This window comes from Pseudomonas sp. SWRI18 (assembly GCF_014268345.1).
In the GTDB taxonomy this organism is placed as follows: domain Bacteria; phylum Pseudomonadota; class Gammaproteobacteria; order Pseudomonadales; family Pseudomonadaceae; genus Aquipseudomonas; species Aquipseudomonas cedrina.
In genome coordinates, this window is the sequence record NZ_JACCQQ010000002.1 from 252144 (window position 1) to 269831 (window position 17688).

Here is a 17688-nt window from a genome sequence, read left to right on the forward strand (position 1 = left end):
GGGCACGACCCCTGCATCTAATCCTTTCAACAGTGAATGAGTTAAAAAACTGACGAACCAGCGCCTACGCCGTGTGTCAGAGCGTCTAGGCTCTAGCAACTCCTTCTATCTCGCCCGAGGTCGCATTTGATGTCTCAGGAACCACTTGCACGAGAAGCAGAGGTAGCCGCGTTCCGCGATGCCGTCTTGACCAAGCTCACCTATGCGGTGGGCAAGGACCCCGATCATGCCTTCGACCATGACTGGTTCGAAGCCATTGCCCTGGCTGCCCGCGACCAGATGGTCGACCACTGGATGGACCATACCCGGCGCATATACCGCAAAGGCCAGAAACGGGTTTATTACCTTTCCCTGGAATTTCTCATCGGCCGCCTGCTATATGACAGCCTGAGCAATCTGGGCGTGCTCGAGATCGCACGCGACGCGCTGTCCGAGTTGGGCGTGGACCTTGAGCGCATCCGCCTGCTGGAGCCCGACGCGGCGCTTGGCAACGGTGGCCTGGGGCGCTTGGCTGCCTGCTTTATGGAAAGCATGTCGACACTGGGCATTGCCGGCCACGGCTACGGCATTCGCTATGAACATGGCTTGTTCCGCCAGGCAATTGTCGATGGCTGGCAACAGGAGCAGACCGAACGCTGGCTGGATTTCGGCAACCCGTGGGAGTTCGAGCGGGCCGAAGTGATTTACCCGATCGGTTTTGGCGGCAGCGTCGAAACCCTGCCGGACGCTTCCGGCAAGCTGATCCAGGTGTGGACGCCAAGCGAAACGGTACGTGCCGTTGCCTACGACACCCCGGTGGTCGGCTGGCGTGGCGCCAGCGTCAATACCTTGCGCCTGTGGCGCGCACGGGCGGTTGAAGACCTGCATCTGGAACGTTTCAACGCCGGTGATCACCTGGGCGCCGTCGCCGAAGTGGCGCGCGCCGAGAGCATCTCGCGCGTGCTGTACCCGGCTGACAGCACGGAAGCGGGGCAGGAACTGCGCCTGCGCCAGGAATACTTCTTCGTCGCGGCCTCGTTGCAAGACCTGCTGCGCCGCCACAAGAACATGCACGGCTCGGTGCTGAGCCTGGGCGAACACGCGGCGATCCAGCTCAACGACACCCATCCGTCCATCGCGGTGGCCGAGCTGATGCGTCAATTGGTTGACCTGCACGACATCCCGTGGGAAGCCGCCTGGGACGTCACCGTCGAAACGCTTTCCTACACCAACCACACCCTGTTGCCCGAAGCCCTGGAAACCTGGCCGGTCGGGCTGATGGAACGCATGCTGCCGCGGCACATGCAGATCATTTACCTGATCAACGCCCAGCACATCGACTCGCTGCGCGCCAAGGGCGTGCACGATTTCGACGTACTGCGCGCGGTATCGCTGATCGAAGAAGACAACGGCCGTCGCGTGCGCATGGGCAACCTGGCGTTCCTCGGTTCCCACAGCGTCAACGGCGTTTCCGGCCTGCACACCCAACTGATGCGCAGCACGGTGTTCTCCGAACTGCACAAGCTGTACCCGGAGCGCATCAACAACAAAACCAACGGCATCACCTTCCGTCGCTGGTTGTACCAGGCCAACCCCAAGCTCACCTCGATGCTGGTGGAGGCATTGGGCCCGGACATCCTCGACACCATGGAAACCCGCCTGGGCGAGCTGGAAACCTTTGCCGAGAAGCAGACGTTCCGCAAAGCCTTCGCCGATCAGCGCCTGCACAGCAAGCGCGCGCTGGCCGAGATCATCCACGAGCGCCTGGGCATTTCGGTGAACCCGGCGGCGATGTTCGACGTGCAGGTCAAGCGGATCCACGAATACAAGCGCCAGTTGCTCAACTTGCTGCACACCGTGGCGCTGTACCAGGCGATCCGTGCCGAACCCGAGGTCGACTGGGTGCCGCGCGTGAAGATCTTCGCCGGCAAGGCGGCGGCGAGTTATCACCAGGCCAAGCTGATCATCAAGCTGACCAACGACATCGCCCGCACCGTCAACAACGACCCGACCGTGCGCGGCTTGCTCAAGGTGGTGTTCCTGCCCAACTACAACGTCAGCCTGGCGGAAAGCATCATTCCGGCGGCGGACTTGTCGGAGCAGATCTCCACCGCCGGCTTTGAAGCGTCGGGCACCAGCAACATGAAATTCGGCCTCAACGGCGCGCTGACCATCGGCACCATGGACGGCGCCAACGTGGAAATGCACGAGCGTGTCGGCGCCGAGCACATGTTTATCTTCGGCCTCAGCGCACAGCAGGTGGAGGCGCGCAAACACGCCGGCGAGTTCAGTGCCGGGCCGGATATCGCGGCGTCGCATCGCCTCAACGATGTGCTGCAAGCGATCCGTGGCGGGGTGTTCTCGCCGGATGATCCGGGTCGCTATGTGGGGCTGATCGACGGGCTGATCGACTACGACCGGTTCCTGGTGTGTGCCGACTTCGATTCGTACTGGGACGCCCAGGCCAAGGTCGAAGCGCATTGGCATGACTCCAAGGCCTGGTGGCGCTCGGCGGTGCTGAATACGGCGCGGATGGGCTGGTTCAGTTCGGATCGGACGATCCGCGAATACGCTACCGAGATCTGGAAAGCCCTCGACTAAACACCGCAATGCCGCCTGTGGGAGGGGGCTTGCTCGCGAATGCGATATGTCAGTTAACAAATATGTCGACTGGCACACCGCATTCGCGAGCAAGCCCGCTCCCACATTGGTCTCGCGTCGATATACTAGGCCCCGATTTGCCCGCCTCGGGCTGCTCAGGGAATATCGACCATGCAATGGATTTTCATGCTGCTGGGCCTGGTGCTCGGCTGGACGCTCGACGAGTCGTTCAGCGATGCGGGCATCGGTGCGCTGTTGGGACTCGGCATCGGCCAGGCAATCCGCCTGGCCAAGCTGTCGGCCCAGGCGGATCAGCAAGCGCTTGCGTTGGAAACCACCCAGAAGGCCCTGATCGCGCTGGGCGAGCGTCTGCGACAACTGGAAGTGCCTGCGCCGTCGAGCAACTTCGTTGTCGAAGCATCCACCCCTGAACTTACCCCTGAACCCGTACCTGTCGCTGAGGCGCCCGACCTTGTCTGGGAGCTGCCTGCCGCATTGGCGCCCGTCGCGATGGTCGCCGAACCGAGCCAGCCGTTACCGGACGACGTCTGGACACCTGCTCCAACCCCCCGCCCACCGCAAGAACCAGCCATCCCGCGCGGCCCCAACCTGATCGAACGTGCCATCAGCGGCGCGCGCAATTGGCTGTTCGGCGGCAACACGGTGCTGCGCGTCGGTGTGGTGCTGTTGTTCCTCGGCCTGGCCTTCCTGCTGCGCTACGCCACCGAAGGCATGGTGGTGCCGATCGAGGTGCGTTACGCCGGCGTGGCCGCGGCCGCCCTCGGCCTGCTGGGCCTGGGCTGGTGGCTGCGGCTGCGCAACAGCAACTACGGTTTGATGCTGCAAGGCACCGGCATTGCGGTGTTGTACCTGACGGTATTCGCCGCGATGCGCCTGCATCCGCTGATCGACCCGAGCGCGGCCCTGGGCCTGCTGGTGGCGGTCACCGTGTTTTCGGCGATCCTGGCGATTACCCAGGACGCGCTGGGGTTGGCTTGCGCAGCGGCATTGGGCGGTTTTGCCGCGCCGATTCTGACGTCCACCGGCGCCGGCAACCATGTGGCGCTGTTCAGTTATTTCGCCCTGCTCAATACCGGCATCCTCGCCATTGCCTGGTTCAAGGCCTGGCGATTGCTCAACCTGATCGGTTTTGTCGGCACTTTCGGCATCGGCTTCGCCTGGGGCATGCGCTCCTACGCGCCGGAACTGCTGTGGAGCACCGAGCCGTTCCTGATCCTGTTCTTCCTGATGTACCTGGCGATCGGTTTGTTGTTCGCCCGGCGCACGTTGCTGGAAATGGGCGACGCCCCCGAAGGGCGTGATGCGTTGCTGCGCTGGTCGGCGGCCAAGGGCGATTACGTAGACGGCAGCATGCTGTTCGGCCCGCCGCTGGTGGGCTTTGGTTTGCAGTTTGCGCTGGTGCAGCATCTGGAGTTCGCCGCCGCGTTCAGTGCGCTGGGCCTGGGCATTATCTACATGGGCCTGGCGCGGCTGCTGAGCGGCGGGCGTGCCTTGTTGCTGGCGGAAACCTGCCTGGCCCTGGGCGTGATCTTTGCCAGCCTGGCAATTCCCCTGGGCCTCGATGCGCGCTGGACCGCTGCGGCGTGGGCGGTGGAAGGCGCCGGGATCTTCTGGCTCGGCCTGCATCAACAACGGCCACTGGCGCGGGCCTTCGGCTTGTTGCTGCAAGTGGGCTCGGCGCTGGCGTTCCTCAGCGAGCTACGCCTCGGCGAGCACACCTTGCTCGATGGCGCCCCATTGGGTGCGCTGATGCTGGGCGCGGCGTTGCTGTACAGCTTTGATCAGTTGCGCAAGGCGTCCCCTGAACAGGCGACGGCGTCGGAACGCAAAGGCCTGCCGGTATTGGCGAGCCTTGGCTTGAGCTTTTTGTACCTGCTTGCCCCCATGCTGCTCGATACCCAGGGCACGGCGGTCAGTTGGGCGCTCGCGGGCCTGGCGACGCTGTTCGTCGGCCTGCGCATCGGTTCGCGTACGTTCCTGTTCACGGCGTTTGGCGTGCAGTTGCTCGGCGGTGCGTTGTTCCTGCTGCGCCTGCAAGGTGGCGACGGGACGGCCGTGTTCAATGCCGGTTGGAGTGGCTTGCTCACGGCCTCGCTGATCGGCCTGGCCTTGATCGGCGGCATGCTGATGGCGGCGCGCGATGACCAGGTGCGAGGCGATGTGCGCCTGTTGCGCGGCTTGTCGGTGGTGCTGCTTGCGGGCCTCGTCCTGATCAATCTCGCCGTGCTGTTCGTGCTGCCTTGGCAAAGCGCCAGCGGTGTGTGGGCGGCCAGCGGTTTGTTGATCATCTGGCTGAGCCTGTACCTGCAGCAGCGCGTCAGCTTTGTGTTCGGCTTGCTGCTGCAATTGATTGGCGGCGGCTCATTCCTGCTGCCGGTACCGGAGCTGCTTGGGCCGTTGACCGGCGAAGGATTGCGCCCGTTGGCCCACAGTGGTTTCTGGACGCCGATGGTGCTCGGCCTGGCCGCATTGATCGGTGCCTGGCGCTTGCAGCGTGAACCCCATGCATCCGTGTTTGCCGTGTTGAAGCTGCAACGCCTGGCCGACCTGCTGCTGGTGTGGGGCGCGGCCTGGTGGACGATGGCGTTGGCCAGCGAAGTGCTACGGTTTGTTCCCGGCGAACTGCACGGCGCCTTCCTGCTCGGCATCGCCGCCGCCAGCGTGGCGGTCTGGACGCTGTTGGCGGCACGCCTGCGCTGGGCGTCGCTGGGCATGCTTTGCACCATGCTGATGCCGGCGGCAGGCTTGGTGCTGCTGGTTTCGGCGCACACCTATTACCACCCGGCGGCGCAGTACGGCTGGCTGGCGTGGCCGGCCGTGTTCCTGGTGCATTTCGTCTCGCTGCGGCGCTTGGCAACGGTGGTGCCGGGCAGGGTGCTTGGCATCGCCCATGTGCTGGGCTGTTGGCTGCTGATCGGCTTGCTGGCGCTGGAATTGCGCTACGGGCTGCTGCGTTTTTCGGCCGAATACAACGCCTGGCGCTGGTTGGGCTGGGCAATCCTGCCAAGTCTCTACCTGGTACTGGCCGCCGCGCCGCGCAACTGGCCGTGGCCGGTGTCGGCCTATCCGCGCGAATATCGCGTGGTCGCGGCACTGCCATTGGCCGTACTGATGCTCGGTTGGTTCTGGCTGGCGAACAGCTTCAGCGACGGCACGGCCGACCCGTTGCCCTATGTGCCGTTGCTTAACCCGCTGGACCTGGGTCTGTTGTTCGCGCTGCTGGGAGTGTACGTGTGGTCGCGTAGCGTGGCGCCGCAACGCGGGCCGCGGGCCGAGTTGGTTGCCCAAGGCGTGGCGGGGCTTTCACTGTTTGCGTTCTTCACCGCGTTGGTGATGCGCACCGCGCACCATTGGGGCGGGGTTCCGTTTGAGCTGAATGCGTTGCTCGAATCGATGCTGGTGCAAGCCGGCCTGTCGATCATCTGGACCTTGATCGCCCTGGGCCTGATGATCGGCGGCCACCTGCGCCATCGTCGCGAGGTGTGGTTGATCGGCGCGGCGCTGATTGCGGTGGTGGTGGCCAAGTTGTTCTTTGTCGAACTGAGCAATCGTGGCGGCCTGGCGCGGATCGTGTCGTTTATTGGCGTCGGCGGCTTGTTGTTGGTGGTGGGCTATTTCGCGCCGCTGCCGCCCAAACGTGCCGAACCTGTGCTGGAAACTGAAGGAGCAGCCTCTTGATCGGTAAGTTGAGCGTGGCCCTGTTGGGCATGTGTGCGGCGTGGTCGGCGTGGGCCCAGGAACGCCCGGCGGATTTCGCCAGCCAGGTGCCACTGAGCATCAGCGGCAACGGCCCGTGGTATCGCCTGGAACTGCCGTTGGACGTGCAATTGAATGCGCGTCAGGCCGACCTGAGCGATGTGCGTGTCTTCAACGCGGCCGGGGAACCCCAGGCGTATGCGTTGTCGCGCCAGTCGTCCCAGCGCACCGAAAGCCGCAACGTCACCGACGTGAAGTGGTTTCCGCTGTACGCCGCCGACACCCGGCAGGCCTTGCCCGGCGTGGTGATGAAAACCACCCGCGAAGGCACCCTGGTGGAAATCAAGCCGGGCACGGCGGCGAAAGCCGGCAAACAGGTCCTGCGCGGCTGGGTGCTGGACGCCAGCGCGATCAAGGCGCCGTTGCAGCAATTGAGCCTGGACTGGAGCGGCGAGCAAGATGGCTTCCAGCGTTTCAGCATCGAGGCCAGCGATGACCTGCAACACTGGGAGTCCTGGGGGGATGGGCAAGTGGCGCGCTTGTCGTTTGCCGACGAACGGGTTGAACAGCATGACGTGAACCTGCCTGGGCAATCGGCGCGGTACCTGCGCCTCGTCTGGCAAGGCCAGGCGGCGCCGCTGCTGACTTCGGCCAAGCTGGTGAGCGCCACCAGCAGCAGCCTGCCGATGCCGTTGGTGTGGTCCCAGCCCTTGGCGGGCACACGGCTCAAGGCCGGGGAATACAGTTGGCGGTTGCCCACGGGGCTGAGTATCGAGCGGCTGCGCATCGAGTTGAAGCAGCCCAACACCTTGGCGCCGGTGACGTTGGCAGGGCGCCGGGACAGCAAGCAGGCGTGGCAGCCCTTGAGCAATGGGTTGCTGTATCGCCTGACCCAGGATGGCCGGGACGTGGTGCAGGATGAATTGCAGCTGCCGGGCCAGACGGTCAGCGAACTCAAGTTGGCAGTGGATGAGCGCGGCGGTGGCCTGGGCGTTGACGCGCCGGCGTTGCGTTTTGCAGTACGTGCCACGCAGTTGGTGTTCCTGGCCCGGGGCGAACCGCCGTTTACGCTGGCGCTGGGTAATGCGTCGGCCAAGGCGGCGAACCTTGCGCTTTCGACCCTGATCCCGGACTACAGCGCCGAACGCCCCAAGACACTGGGGCAGGCCAGAATAGCCGGTGAAGTCGCGGTGACGGCGCCTGCGGTATCAGTCGCCGCCGATGCCGGGACGAACTGGAAAAAACTCGGCCTCTGGGCCGTATTATTGCTGGGCGTGGCCGCGCTGGGCGCCATGGCCTACAGCTTGCTGCGCAAGCCGCCGGCGGCAGGTTAAATAAAGTCCATGAACTCTATTGGGTTTAAATCCTCTGATAGGAGGAAATACGCCCAGACTCGCGCTAAACTGCGCGGGTTTTCAAGCCCCCCATTGTCCGGAGCCTTACATGTCCCGCGTTACCTTGAGTCGCTATTTGATCGAGCAGACCCGCAGCAACAACACGCCTGCCGATCTGCGCTTCCTTATCGAAGTGGTGGCGCGTGCCTGCAAGGAAATCAGCCACGCCGTGTCCAAAGGCGCACTGGGTGGTGTCCTGGGCAGCATGGGCACTGAAAACGTGCAGGGCGAAGTGCAGAAGAAGCTCGACGTGATCTCCAACGAGATCCTGCTCGAAGCCAACGAATGGGGCGGTCACCTGGCCGGCATGGCGTCCGAAGAAATGGACAATGCCTACCAGATCCCGGGCAAATACCCCAAAGGCGCCTACCTGCTGGTGTTCGACCCGCTGGACGGCTCGTCCAACATCGACATCAACGCCCCGGTCGGCACCATTTTCTCGGTACTGCGTTGCCCGAACGAATACCTGAGCCAGAACGAAGCCCTCAACGAAAAGGCCTTTTTGCAGCCAGGTACCGAGCAGGTCGCTGCCGGCTACGCGATCTACGGCCCGCAGACCATGCTGGTGCTGACCCTGGGCGACGGCGTCAAGGGCTTCACCCTGGACCGTGAAATGGGCAGCTTCGTGTTGACCCACGAAGACATCACCATTCCTGCGTCCACCCAGGAATTCGCGATCAACATGTCCAACCAGCGCCACTGGGAAGAACCCGTCACCCGCTACGTGGGCGAGCTGATGGCCGGCGAAGAAGGCCCGTTGAAGAAAAACTTCAACATGCGCTGGGTCGCCGCGATGGTAGCCGACGTGCACCGCATCCTGACCCGTGGTGGCTTGTTCATGTACCCACGCGACAGCCGCGAGCCGTCCAAGCCGGGCAAGCTGCGCCTGATGTACGAAGCCAACCCGATGTCCTTCCTGGTCGAACAAGCCGGCGGCGCGTCCACCGACGGCCACCAGCGCATCCTCGACATCCAGCCCGAAGGCCTGCACCAGCGTGTGGCAGTGTTCCTGGGTTCCAAGGAAGAAGTTGAGCGTGTGACGGGTTACCACAAGAAGTAAGACTTTGTGGCGAGGGAGCTTGCTCCCGCTCGGGTGCGCAGCGCCCGCAAGCTTTTGGGGCTGCTTCGCAGCCCGGCGGGAGCAAGCTCCCTCGCCACATAAGCGTTCAGACCTGAAGGTTTGAACCACAAGAAGCCCCGAAACGTTTCAGCGTTTCGGGGCTTCTTTATTTTTGCGGGTATAGGCGGTTTGGCTCTGGTCAAGTTCTTTGAATACCTCGTCAAGGTCCTGATAATGCCCCAACTCGATTTCCCGACCGCCTGAAGCAAGTAGTTCCAACATCGCTTTGGTTTCCGGAGCGTAAAGCTCGGATTTGTTTTTTTCACTCATAAGCTTGGGTCCTCATCCAAGTGCGAACATTGCTATTTTTGCAGGACAGCGCAGTCCTTGCGCAGAAAAAATAAATACCACCCCTCGTCGGGAACCAGACACCTCTTTTCCCTTCTAAGCTTCTGGCAGATACCCACGCTGCTTCGTCCCTCCAGGAGTTTTTTCATGTCGTTACGCCGTCTCGCTCTGCTGGCTTTTTGCGTGCTGTTGGCCGCTTGCAGCAAGGTCAATCAAGAAAACTACGAAAAATTGTCGGCTGGCATGGCCAAGGCTGAGGTGGAGTCGTTGTTGGGCAAGCCGACCGATTGTTCCGGTGCACTGGGCATGTCCAGCTGCACCTGGGGCGATAAAAACAGCTTTATCAGCGTTCAATATGCCGGTGACAAGGTTCTGATGTTTTCCGGGCAAGGCCTGAAGTAAACCGGGGCGAGAGCCTGCGGGAGAAGAAGAATGATGCGTTTTGTTTTGTTCCTTTGCGCCAGCCTGTTTTTGGCGGGCTGCGCCAGCCATTCTGGCGATGATCTGCAACCCAAGACCGCGACCAACGTCAACCTCAAGCGTTACCAGGGCACCTGGTATGAGTTGGCGCGATTGCCGATGTACTTCCAGCGCAACTGCGCACAGTCCGAAGCCCGCTACACGCTGTTGCCCGATGGCGACATGTCGGTGTTCAACCGCTGCCTGACGACTGAGTGGCAGTGGGAAGAAGCCAAGGGTACCGCCACGCCGCAAGTGCCGGGTAAGACCGATAAGCTCTGGGTGGAATTCAACAACTGGTTTACCGCGTTGTTGCCGGGCGTCGCCAAGGGCGATTACTGGGTGTTGTATGTGAGCGACGACTACAAGACCGCGCTTGTCGGCAGCCCGAGCCGACGCTACATGTGGATCTTGTCGCGCACGCCGACGGTGAGCGCCGATACTCGCGAAGACCTGTTGAGCAGGGCGCGGCAGCAGGGGTATGACACCACGCGATTGATCTGGCGTACGTCGGACAAGCAGATGGCAAAGACTTCGCAATAACCCTGTATCAACGCGGATTAAAATGTGGGAGCGGGCTTGCTCGCGAATGCGGTGGATCAGTTATACATGCATTTACTGACACACCGCATTCGCGAGCAAGCCCGCTCCCACGGTGTTAACCGAGTAAATCCCTTAATACTTGCGTAAACGCCCGGCTGCTTTCTTCCTCGCCGGCATGCCGCCCATCGCGCACCACCCACTTGCCGTTCACCAGCACATCACGCACCTGGCGATCGCCACCCGCAAACAACCAACGATTGAGAATCCCGTCTTCCGTTGCCGTCGCCAGGTACGGATCGTTGCCGTCCAGCACAATCCAATCCGCACGCTTGCCGACTTCCAATCGGCCGATCGGCTGGCCCAACGCCTGGGCGCCACCGTCCAGCGCGGCATCGAATAGCGTACGGCCAACCATCGGCTGATCATTGCGATACAAGCGATTGCGCCGTTGATCGCGCAGGCGCTGGCCATATTCAAGCCAGCGTAGTTCTTCCACCACACTCAATGACACATGGCTGTCGGACCCGATGCCCATGCGTCCGCCCTGTGCGAGAAAATCCACCGCCGGGAAAATCCCGTCCCCCAAATTGGCCTCGGTGGTCAGGCACAAACCGGCAATCGCGCGGCTCCTGGCCATGCGCGTGACTTCATCGGCATCGGCGTGAGTGGCATGCACCAGGCACCAGCGTTCATCCACGTCGACATTGTCATATAGCCATTGCAGCGGGCGCTTGCCGCTCCAGGCCAGGCAATCGTCGACTTCTTTCTGTTGCTCGGCGATGTGGATATGCACCGGGCAGGCTTTATCGCTGGCGGCCAGCACGTGATTGATCTGTTCGGGCGTGACCGCACGCAACGAGTGAAAGCACAGGCCTAACTGCTGGGCCGGCTGAGCGGCAAGGATCGGCTTCAGGCGCGCCTGCAGGTCCAGGTAATGCTCAGTACTGTTGATGAACCGCCGCTGGCCTTCATTCGGCGCCTGGCCACCGAACCCCGAGTGGGTATAGAGCACCGGCAGCAGCGTCAGGCCGATGCCGCTGCCGGCCGCCGCCTGGCTGATCTGTCGCGACAGCTCGGTGCGATCGGCATACGGCTGGCCGTCGGTATCGTGGTGCACATAGTGGAATTCAGCCACCGAGGTATAGCCGGCCTTGAGCATCTCGATGTACAGCTGACGCGCGATGACCTGCAATTGCTCCGGGCTGATCTGGCCGACCATGCGGTACATCAAGTCGCGCCACGTCCAAAAGCTGTCATTCGGGTTACCGGCCACTTCGGCCAAACCGGCCATGGCACGCTGGAATGCATGGGAATGCAGGTTCGGCATGCCCGCCAACACCGGGCCTCTCAGCCATTCGGCGGCATCAGAGCTGGCATCGGCCTCGACCTTTGTCAGCAGGCCTTCGGCACTGACTTCAAGGCGTACATCATTGGCCCATCCACTAGGCAGCAGCGCGCGTTCGGCGAAAAAAGCGGACATGATCAGAACACTCCGGTCGTGTGTTTATTTGTATATACATATACAGACGTTTGCCTGCTCGGTAAACTCCGGCAATCTATGCATCTTTTTCCCTTGCAAGGATTCCCTGTGCCGACTCCGCCCGCCAAGTCTTCGCTGGCTGCCCACATGGACGAAAGTCCGGCGCCCTTGTATGCCCGCGTCAAACAGATGATCAGCCAGCAGATCCTCAGCGGCAACTGGCCACCCCATTACCGCGTACCGTCCGAGAGCGAGTTGGTCAGCCAGCTGGGTTTCAGCCGCATGACCATCAACCGCGCCCTGCGCGAGCTCACCGCTGAAGGTCTGCTGGTGCGCATGCAGGGCGTCGGCACCTTCGTCGCCGAGCCCAAGAGCCAGTCGGCGTTGTTCGAAGTGCATAACATTGCCGATGAGATCGCTTCGCGCGGTCACCGGCATACCTGCCAGGTCATCCACCTGGGCGAGGAGGCTGCCGGCTCCGAGCGCGCCGTTGCCTTGGAAATGCGCGAAGGCGGGCGGGTGTTTCATTCGTTGATCGTGCACTTCGAAAACGATATCCCCGTGCAAATCGAGGACCGTTTCGTCAACGCCCTGGTCGCCCCGGAATACCTGCAACAGGATTTCACCCAGCAAACGCCGTACGCCTACTTGAACCAGGTTGCACCGCTGACCGAAGGCGAGCACGTGGTCGAAGCCATTCTCGCCGATGCGGCCGAGTGCAAGCTGTTGCAGATCGAGCCCACCGAACCGTGCCTGTTGATCCGCAGGCGTACCTGGTCGGGCCGTCAGCCGGTGACTGCCGCGCGTTTGATCCACCCCGGTTCTCGCCACAGCCTGGAAGGACGGTTCAGTAAATGAGTACGCTAAACATCTGGCGCGCCGCCGACTATGTGCGCATGCCGTGGAAAAACGGCAGCGGCAGCACCGAAGAAATCACCCGCGATGCCGGCGAGGGCCTTGAGGGCTTTGGCTGGCGCCTGTCGATCGCCGACATCGCCGAGTCGGGCGGTTTCTCCACCTTCGCCGGTTACCAGCGCGTCATCACCGTGATCAAAGGCGCGGGCATGGTCCTGACCGTGGATGGCGAAGAGCAGCGCGGCTTGTTACCGCTGCAGCCCTTTGCGTTCAAGGGGGACAGCCAGGTGTCATGCCGCTTGATTACCGGGCCGATCCGCGATTTCAACCTGATCTATTCGCCACAGCGCTACCACGCGCGCTTGCAATGGGTGGATGGCGTGCAGCAGTTTTTCAGCACGGCGCAGACGGTGCTGGTGTTCAGTGTGGCGGATGAGGTGAAGGTGTTGGACCAGACGTTGGGTCATCACGATTGCCTTCAGATTGACGGTAACACCGGCTTGCTCGATATCTCTGTCAGTGGCCGCTGCTGCATCATCGAACTGACCGCACGTGGTTAAAAATGTGGGAGCGGGCTTGCTCGCGAATGCGGTGTATCAGTAGCAGATAAGCTGGCTGACCCACCGCATTCGCGAGCAAACCCGCTCCCACATTGGGTTCTACATCACTCTCACGTCCTGTTTCCAGTGCGCACCATTTTGTTACCGAATGCCCCAGCGTGGCGCAAACCCGCGCTGACGTGACAAGCCTCCCCTCCAGCAAAACTCCTCCGCAAGAAATTTCATCCAGCCTCAAAGCCCTGACTTCCAAGGCTCGCACGCACTTTCCCAAAAAATCCTCTCCGCTCCCCGCAAAAGTTGGCCGCTTGATTGCATATGCTTGTATGTACAAGTAAAGGTGTGTGCGTAAGAGTCGTCTTCGCACCCAAGCATGCGCATCAATCGAGGAGTTTTTGTTGTGACCAAGCCTACTAAATACCGTGACGTCGAGATCCGCGCCGCCCGCGGTAACAAGCTCACCGCCAAAAGCTGGCTGACCGAAGCGCCGCTGCGCATGCTGATGAACAACCTCGACCCGCAAGTGGCCGAGAACCCCAAGGAACTGGTGGTATATGGCGGTATCGGCCGGGCCGCGCGTAACTGGGAATGCTACGACCAGATCGTCGAGAGCCTCACGAACCTGAACGACGACGAAACCCTGCTGGTGCAATCCGGCAAACCGGTCGGCGTATTCAAGACCCACAGCAACGCCCCGCGTGTGCTGATCGCCAACTCCAACCTGGTGCCGCACTGGGCCAGTTGGGAGCACTTCAACGAACTGGATGCCAAGGGCCTGGCCATGTATGGCCAGATGACCGCCGGCAGCTGGATCTACATCGGCAGCCAAGGCATTGTCCAAGGCACTTACGAAACCTTTGTCGAAGCCGGTCGCCAGCATTACGACAGCAACCTCAAAGGCCGTTGGGTGTTGACCGCGGGTTTGGGCGGCATGGGCGGCGCACAACCGTTGGCCGCCACCCTGGCCGGCGCGTGCTCGCTGAACATCGAGTGCCAGCAGGTCAGCATCGATTTCCGTTTGAACAGCCGCTATGTCGACGAGCAAGCCACCGACCTCGACGACGCCCTGGCGCGCATCGCCAAGTACACCGAGGAAGGCAAGGCCATCTCCATCGCTCTGCTGGGTAACGCGGCTGAAATCCTGCCGGAGCTGGTCAAGCGCGGTGTGCGCCCGGACATGGTCACCGACCAGACCAGCGCCCACGACCCACTTAACGGCTACCTGCCGGCCGGTTGGACCTGGGACGAGTACCGCGCCCGAGCGAAGACCGAACCGGCGGCCGTGATCAAGGCCGCCAAGCAATCGATGGCGGTGCACGTCCAAGCCATGCTGGACTTCCAGAAGCAAGGCATCCCGACCTTCGACTACGGCAACAACATCCGCCAGATGGCCCAGGAAGAGGGCGTGCAGAACGCCTTCGACTTCCCTGGCTTCGTACCGGCCTACATCCGCCCGTTGTTCTGCCGTGGCATCGGCCCGTTCCGTTGGGCGGCGCTGTCCGGCGACCCGCAAGACATCTACAAGACCGACGCCAAGGTTAAAGAGCTGATCCCGGACGACGCCCACCTGCACAACTGGCTGGACATGGCCCGCGAGCGCATCAGCTTCCAGGGCTTGCCGGCGCGGATCTGCTGGGTCGGCCTGGGCCAGCGCGCCAAGCTGGGCCTGGCCTTCAACGAAATGGTACGCAGCGGCGAATTGTCGGCGCCGGTAGTGATCGGCCGTGACCACCTCGACTCCGGCTCGGTCGCCAGCCCCAACCGCGAAACCGAAGCCATGCAGGACGGCTCCGACGCCGTGTCCGACTGGCCGCTGCTCAACGCCTTGCTCAACACCGCCAGCGGCGCGACCTGGGTCTCGCTGCACCACGGCGGCGGCGTGGGCATGGGCTTTTCCCAGCATTCGGGCATGGTCATTGTTTGTGATGGTACCGATGAAGCAGCCGAGCGGATTGCCCGCGTGCTGCACAACGACCCGGCCACCGGCGTGATGCGCCACGCGGATGCTGGTTACCAGATTGCGATCGATTGCGCCAAAGAGCAGGGCCTCAATCTCCCGATGATCAAATAACTAAATGTGGGAGCGGGCTTGCTCGCGAATGCGGTGTATCAGTCACCGGAATCGTTAGCTGACCCACCGCTTTCGCGAGCAAGCCCGCTCCCACATTTGATCTGCAGTGAACCAGAAAACAATCCACCAGAGGTTGAATACATATGGCTGCAAACGACACCACCCCGTTGATCGAAAGGCGTTCGATCGACTACATCCCGGAAGCGGAAAGACACGGTCGTCTCTTGAGCCAGTTCACCCTGTGGATGGGCGCCAACCTGCAGATCACCGCGATTGTCACCGGGGCCCTGGCCGTGGTGCTGGGCGGTGATGTGTTCTGGTCGTTGATCGGTCTGTTGATCGGCCAACTGATTGGTGGCGGGGTCATGGCGTTGCACGCGGCGCAAGGGCCCAAGCTTGGCCTGCCGCAGATGATCTCCAGCCGCGTGCAGTTTGGTGTGTATGGCGCGGCCATCCCGATCGTGCTGGTGTGCTTGATGTATCTCGGTTTCACCGCCACCGGCACGGTGCTGTCCGGCCAGGCGCTGGGCCAGCTGTTCGGGGTCAGCGACAGTGTCGGTATCCTGATCTTCGCCAGCGTCATCGTGCTGGTCACGGTGCTCGGTTACCGGGTGATCCATTTCATTGGTCGTGTCGCCAGCATCATCGGCGTGATTGCCTTTGTTTATCTGTTCAGCCGTCTGATCAGCCAGACCGACGTTGGCGCACTCCTGCAAATCCGTCACTTCAGTTGGAGCAGCTTTCTGCTGGCGGTGTCGCTCGCGGCCTCCTGGCAAATCGCCTTCGGCCCTTATGTGGCGGACTATTCACGCTACTTGCCGAGTAATACGTCCTCGGTCAAAACCTTTCTGGCTGCCGGCGCGGGCTCGGTCATTGGCGCCCAGGTGGCGATGGTGCTCGGCGTGTTTGCCGCGGCCATGTCCAACGGCCAATTCGCCGGTCATGAAGTGGCCTACATCGTCGGCCTGAGTGGCACGGGGGCAACCGCTGCGCTGCTGTATTTCAGCATTGCGTTCGGCAAGGTCACCATCTCGACGCTGAACTCCTACGGCAGCTTCATGTGCATCGCGACCATCATCAGCGGCTTTCGCGGACGGTTGGAGGTCACACGGTTGCAGCGCCTGGTGTTCGTGCTGGCCATCGTCGGTACGGCGACCCTGATCGCGTTGCTCGGCCAGCACTCGTTCCTCGGTGCGTTCAAGTCGTTCATTCTGTTCCTGCTGGCGTTCTTCACGCCCTGGAGCGCGATCAACCTGGTGGACTACTACTGCATTACCCGCGAGCGCTATGACGTGCCGGCGCTGGCCGACCCGAACGGTCGCTATGGCCGCTGGAACCTGCTGGGTATCGGCGTGTACGTCTTCGGTGTGCTGGTGCAGTTGCCGTTCATCTCCACCAAGTTCTACACCGGCCCCTTGGTGGCCGCGCTGGGTGACGTGGATATCTCCTGGATCATCGGCCTGGTGCTTCCCGCCGCCGTGTATTACCTGTGCGCGAAAAAATGGCACAGCGCTGTACCCGATCACCTGATCCTGCCGCCAGAGCAGGGCGCTACACCCACTAAGGCCGAGCTGGTCGTACAAGCCTGATGGGACGTGGACAGGGCAGGATGCCTACTGACTGCCGTAATCCATTTCAAGATTGGGAGCGTCACAACAATGAAAACGACTAAGACCCTGTTGGCCACACTGTTCGCTACGGGCTTGCTGGCCTCTGCGGGCGCCCAGGCGGCCGGTTGGTGCGAATCGGGCAAGCCGGTGAAATTTGCGGGCTTGAACTGGGAAAGCGGCATGTTGCTCACCGACATCCTGCAGACCGTGCTGGAAAAAGGCTACGACTGCAAAACCGACAGCCTGCCGGGTAATTCCATCACCATGGAGAACGCCCTGAGCAGCAACGACATCCAGGTGTTTGCCGAAGAATGGGTCGGCCGCAGTGAAGTCTGGAACAAGGCCGAGAAGGCCGGCAAGGTCGTCGGCGTCGGCGCCCCGATTGTTGGCGCGATCGAAGGCTGGTACGTACCGCGCTATGTGATCGAAGGCGACGCCAAGCGCAAGCTCGCGCCTAAGGCACCTGACCTGAAAAACATCGCCGACCTGGCCAAGTACGCCTCGGTGTTCAAGGACCAGGAAGAGCCGTCCAAGGGCCGCTTCTATAACTGCCCGGCCGGCTGGACCTGCGAGCTGGACAACAGCGAAATGCTCAAAAGCTACGGCCTGGAAAGCACTTACACCAACTTCCGCCCAGGCACCGGCCCGGCGCTGGATGCGGCAGTGCTATCGAGCTACAAGCGTGGCGAGCCGATCCTGTTCTACTACTGGTCGCCCACGCCATTGATGGGCCAGGTCGACCTGGTCAAGCTGGAAGAAAAACCCGGCGTGGATAAAACCGTGAGCATCAAGGTCGGCCTGTCCAAGACCTTCCACGAGCAGGCCCCGGAACTGGTGGCCGTGCTGGAAAAAGTCAACCTGCCGATCGACCTGCTCAACCAGAACCTGGGGCGCATGGCCAAGGAGCGCATCGAATCGCCGAAACTGGCGAAGATCTTCCTCAAGGAACATCCTGAAGTCTGGCACGCCTGGGTCAGTGAAGACGCCGCCAGGAAAATCGACGCGGCCTTGTAG

The 17688-nt window shown here is 62.0% G+C and carries 13 protein-coding genes; 11 read left to right on the forward strand and 2 right to left on the reverse strand.

The window, feature by feature from the left end:
• The first annotated feature begins 129 nt into the window (after positions 1–129).
• From H0Z09_RS03820 to H0Z09_RS03835, 4 genes are all read left to right on the forward strand, one after another.
• The gene (locus tag H0Z09_RS03820) at positions 130–2580 is read left to right on the forward strand and encodes a glycogen/starch/alpha-glucan phosphorylase (RefSeq protein WP_169375869.1); all 2451 of its coding nucleotides are present in this window, start codon (positions 130–132) and stop codon (positions 2578–2580) included.
• A gap of 171 nt (positions 2581–2751) precedes the next feature.
• The gene (locus tag H0Z09_RS03825) at positions 2752–6279 is read left to right on the forward strand and encodes a DUF2339 domain-containing protein (protein ID WP_186687514.1); all 3528 of its coding nucleotides are present in this window, start codon (positions 2752–2754) and stop codon (positions 6277–6279) included.
• A complete protein-coding gene (locus tag H0Z09_RS03830) occupies positions 6279–7631 on the forward strand; it encodes a DUF3999 domain-containing protein (RefSeq protein ID WP_346656777.1) in 1353 nt (450 codons plus the stop codon). The genes H0Z09_RS03825 and H0Z09_RS03830 overlap by 1 nt, the downstream gene beginning before the upstream one ends.
• Before the next feature lie 109 nt (positions 7632–7740).
• The gene (locus H0Z09_RS03835) at positions 7741–8751 is read left to right on the forward strand and encodes a class 1 fructose-bisphosphatase (RefSeq protein ID WP_053253909.1); all 1011 of its coding nucleotides are present in this window, start codon (positions 7741–7743) and stop codon (positions 8749–8751) included.
• 147 nt (positions 8752–8898) lie between these two features.
• On the opposite strand, the gene H0Z09_RS03840 is transcribed toward H0Z09_RS03835, so the two are convergent.
• Entirely contained in the window at positions 8899–9081 is a 183-nt protein-coding gene (locus H0Z09_RS03840) for a hypothetical protein (RefSeq protein ID WP_076951670.1), read from the reverse strand.
• A gap of 165 nt (positions 9082–9246) precedes the next feature.
• On the opposite strand from H0Z09_RS03840, the gene H0Z09_RS03845 reads away from it, so the two are divergent.
• Together H0Z09_RS03845 and H0Z09_RS03850 are read left to right on the forward strand one after the other, a co-directional pair.
• Positions 9247–9501 (forward strand): hypothetical protein, encoded by a 255-nt coding sequence (locus H0Z09_RS03845; RefSeq protein WP_076951672.1) that lies wholly within the window; start codon positions 9247–9249, stop codon positions 9499–9501.
• Between the two features lie 30 nt (positions 9502–9531).
• On the forward strand, positions 9532–10101 hold the full coding sequence (locus H0Z09_RS03850; RefSeq protein WP_186687516.1) for a lipocalin family protein: 570 nt from the start codon (positions 9532–9534) through the stop codon (positions 10099–10101).
• 115 nt (positions 10102–10216) lie between these two features.
• Here the strand turns inward: H0Z09_RS03850 and H0Z09_RS03855 are convergent, their stop codons facing one another.
• Positions 10217–11581 (reverse strand): formimidoylglutamate deiminase, encoded by a 1365-nt coding sequence (locus H0Z09_RS03855; RefSeq protein WP_186687518.1) that lies wholly within the window; start codon positions 11579–11581, stop codon positions 10217–10219.
• Positions 11582–11659: 78 nt separating this feature from the next.
• On the opposite strand from H0Z09_RS03855, the gene hutC reads away from it, so the two are divergent.
• The 5 genes from hutC to H0Z09_RS03880 all read left to right on the forward strand — a co-directional run bounded on the left by hutC (position 11660) and on the right by H0Z09_RS03880 (position 17688).
• Positions 11660–12439, forward strand: a complete 780-nt coding sequence (gene hutC, locus H0Z09_RS03860; protein ID WP_186687520.1) for a histidine utilization repressor — start codon at positions 11660–11662, stop codon at positions 12437–12439.
• Complete coding sequence (locus tag H0Z09_RS03865; protein ID WP_186687522.1) at positions 12436–12996, forward strand: HutD family protein; 561 nt, start codon at positions 12436–12438, stop codon at positions 12994–12996. The genes hutC and H0Z09_RS03865 overlap by 4 nt, the downstream gene beginning before the upstream one ends.
• Before the next feature lie 397 nt (positions 12997–13393).
• Complete coding sequence (gene hutU, locus H0Z09_RS03870) at positions 13394–15064, forward strand: urocanate hydratase (RefSeq protein WP_186687524.1); 1671 nt, start codon at positions 13394–13396, stop codon at positions 15062–15064.
• Between the two features lie 143 nt (positions 15065–15207).
• Positions 15208–16653: a cytosine permease gene (locus tag H0Z09_RS03875; protein WP_186687526.1), complete on the forward strand. Its 1446-nt coding sequence runs from the start codon at positions 15208–15210 to the stop codon at positions 16651–16653.
• 69 nt (positions 16654–16722) lie between these two features.
• Positions 16723–17688, forward strand: a complete 966-nt coding sequence (locus H0Z09_RS03880) for an ABC transporter substrate-binding protein (protein ID WP_186687529.1) — start codon at positions 16723–16725, stop codon at positions 17686–17688.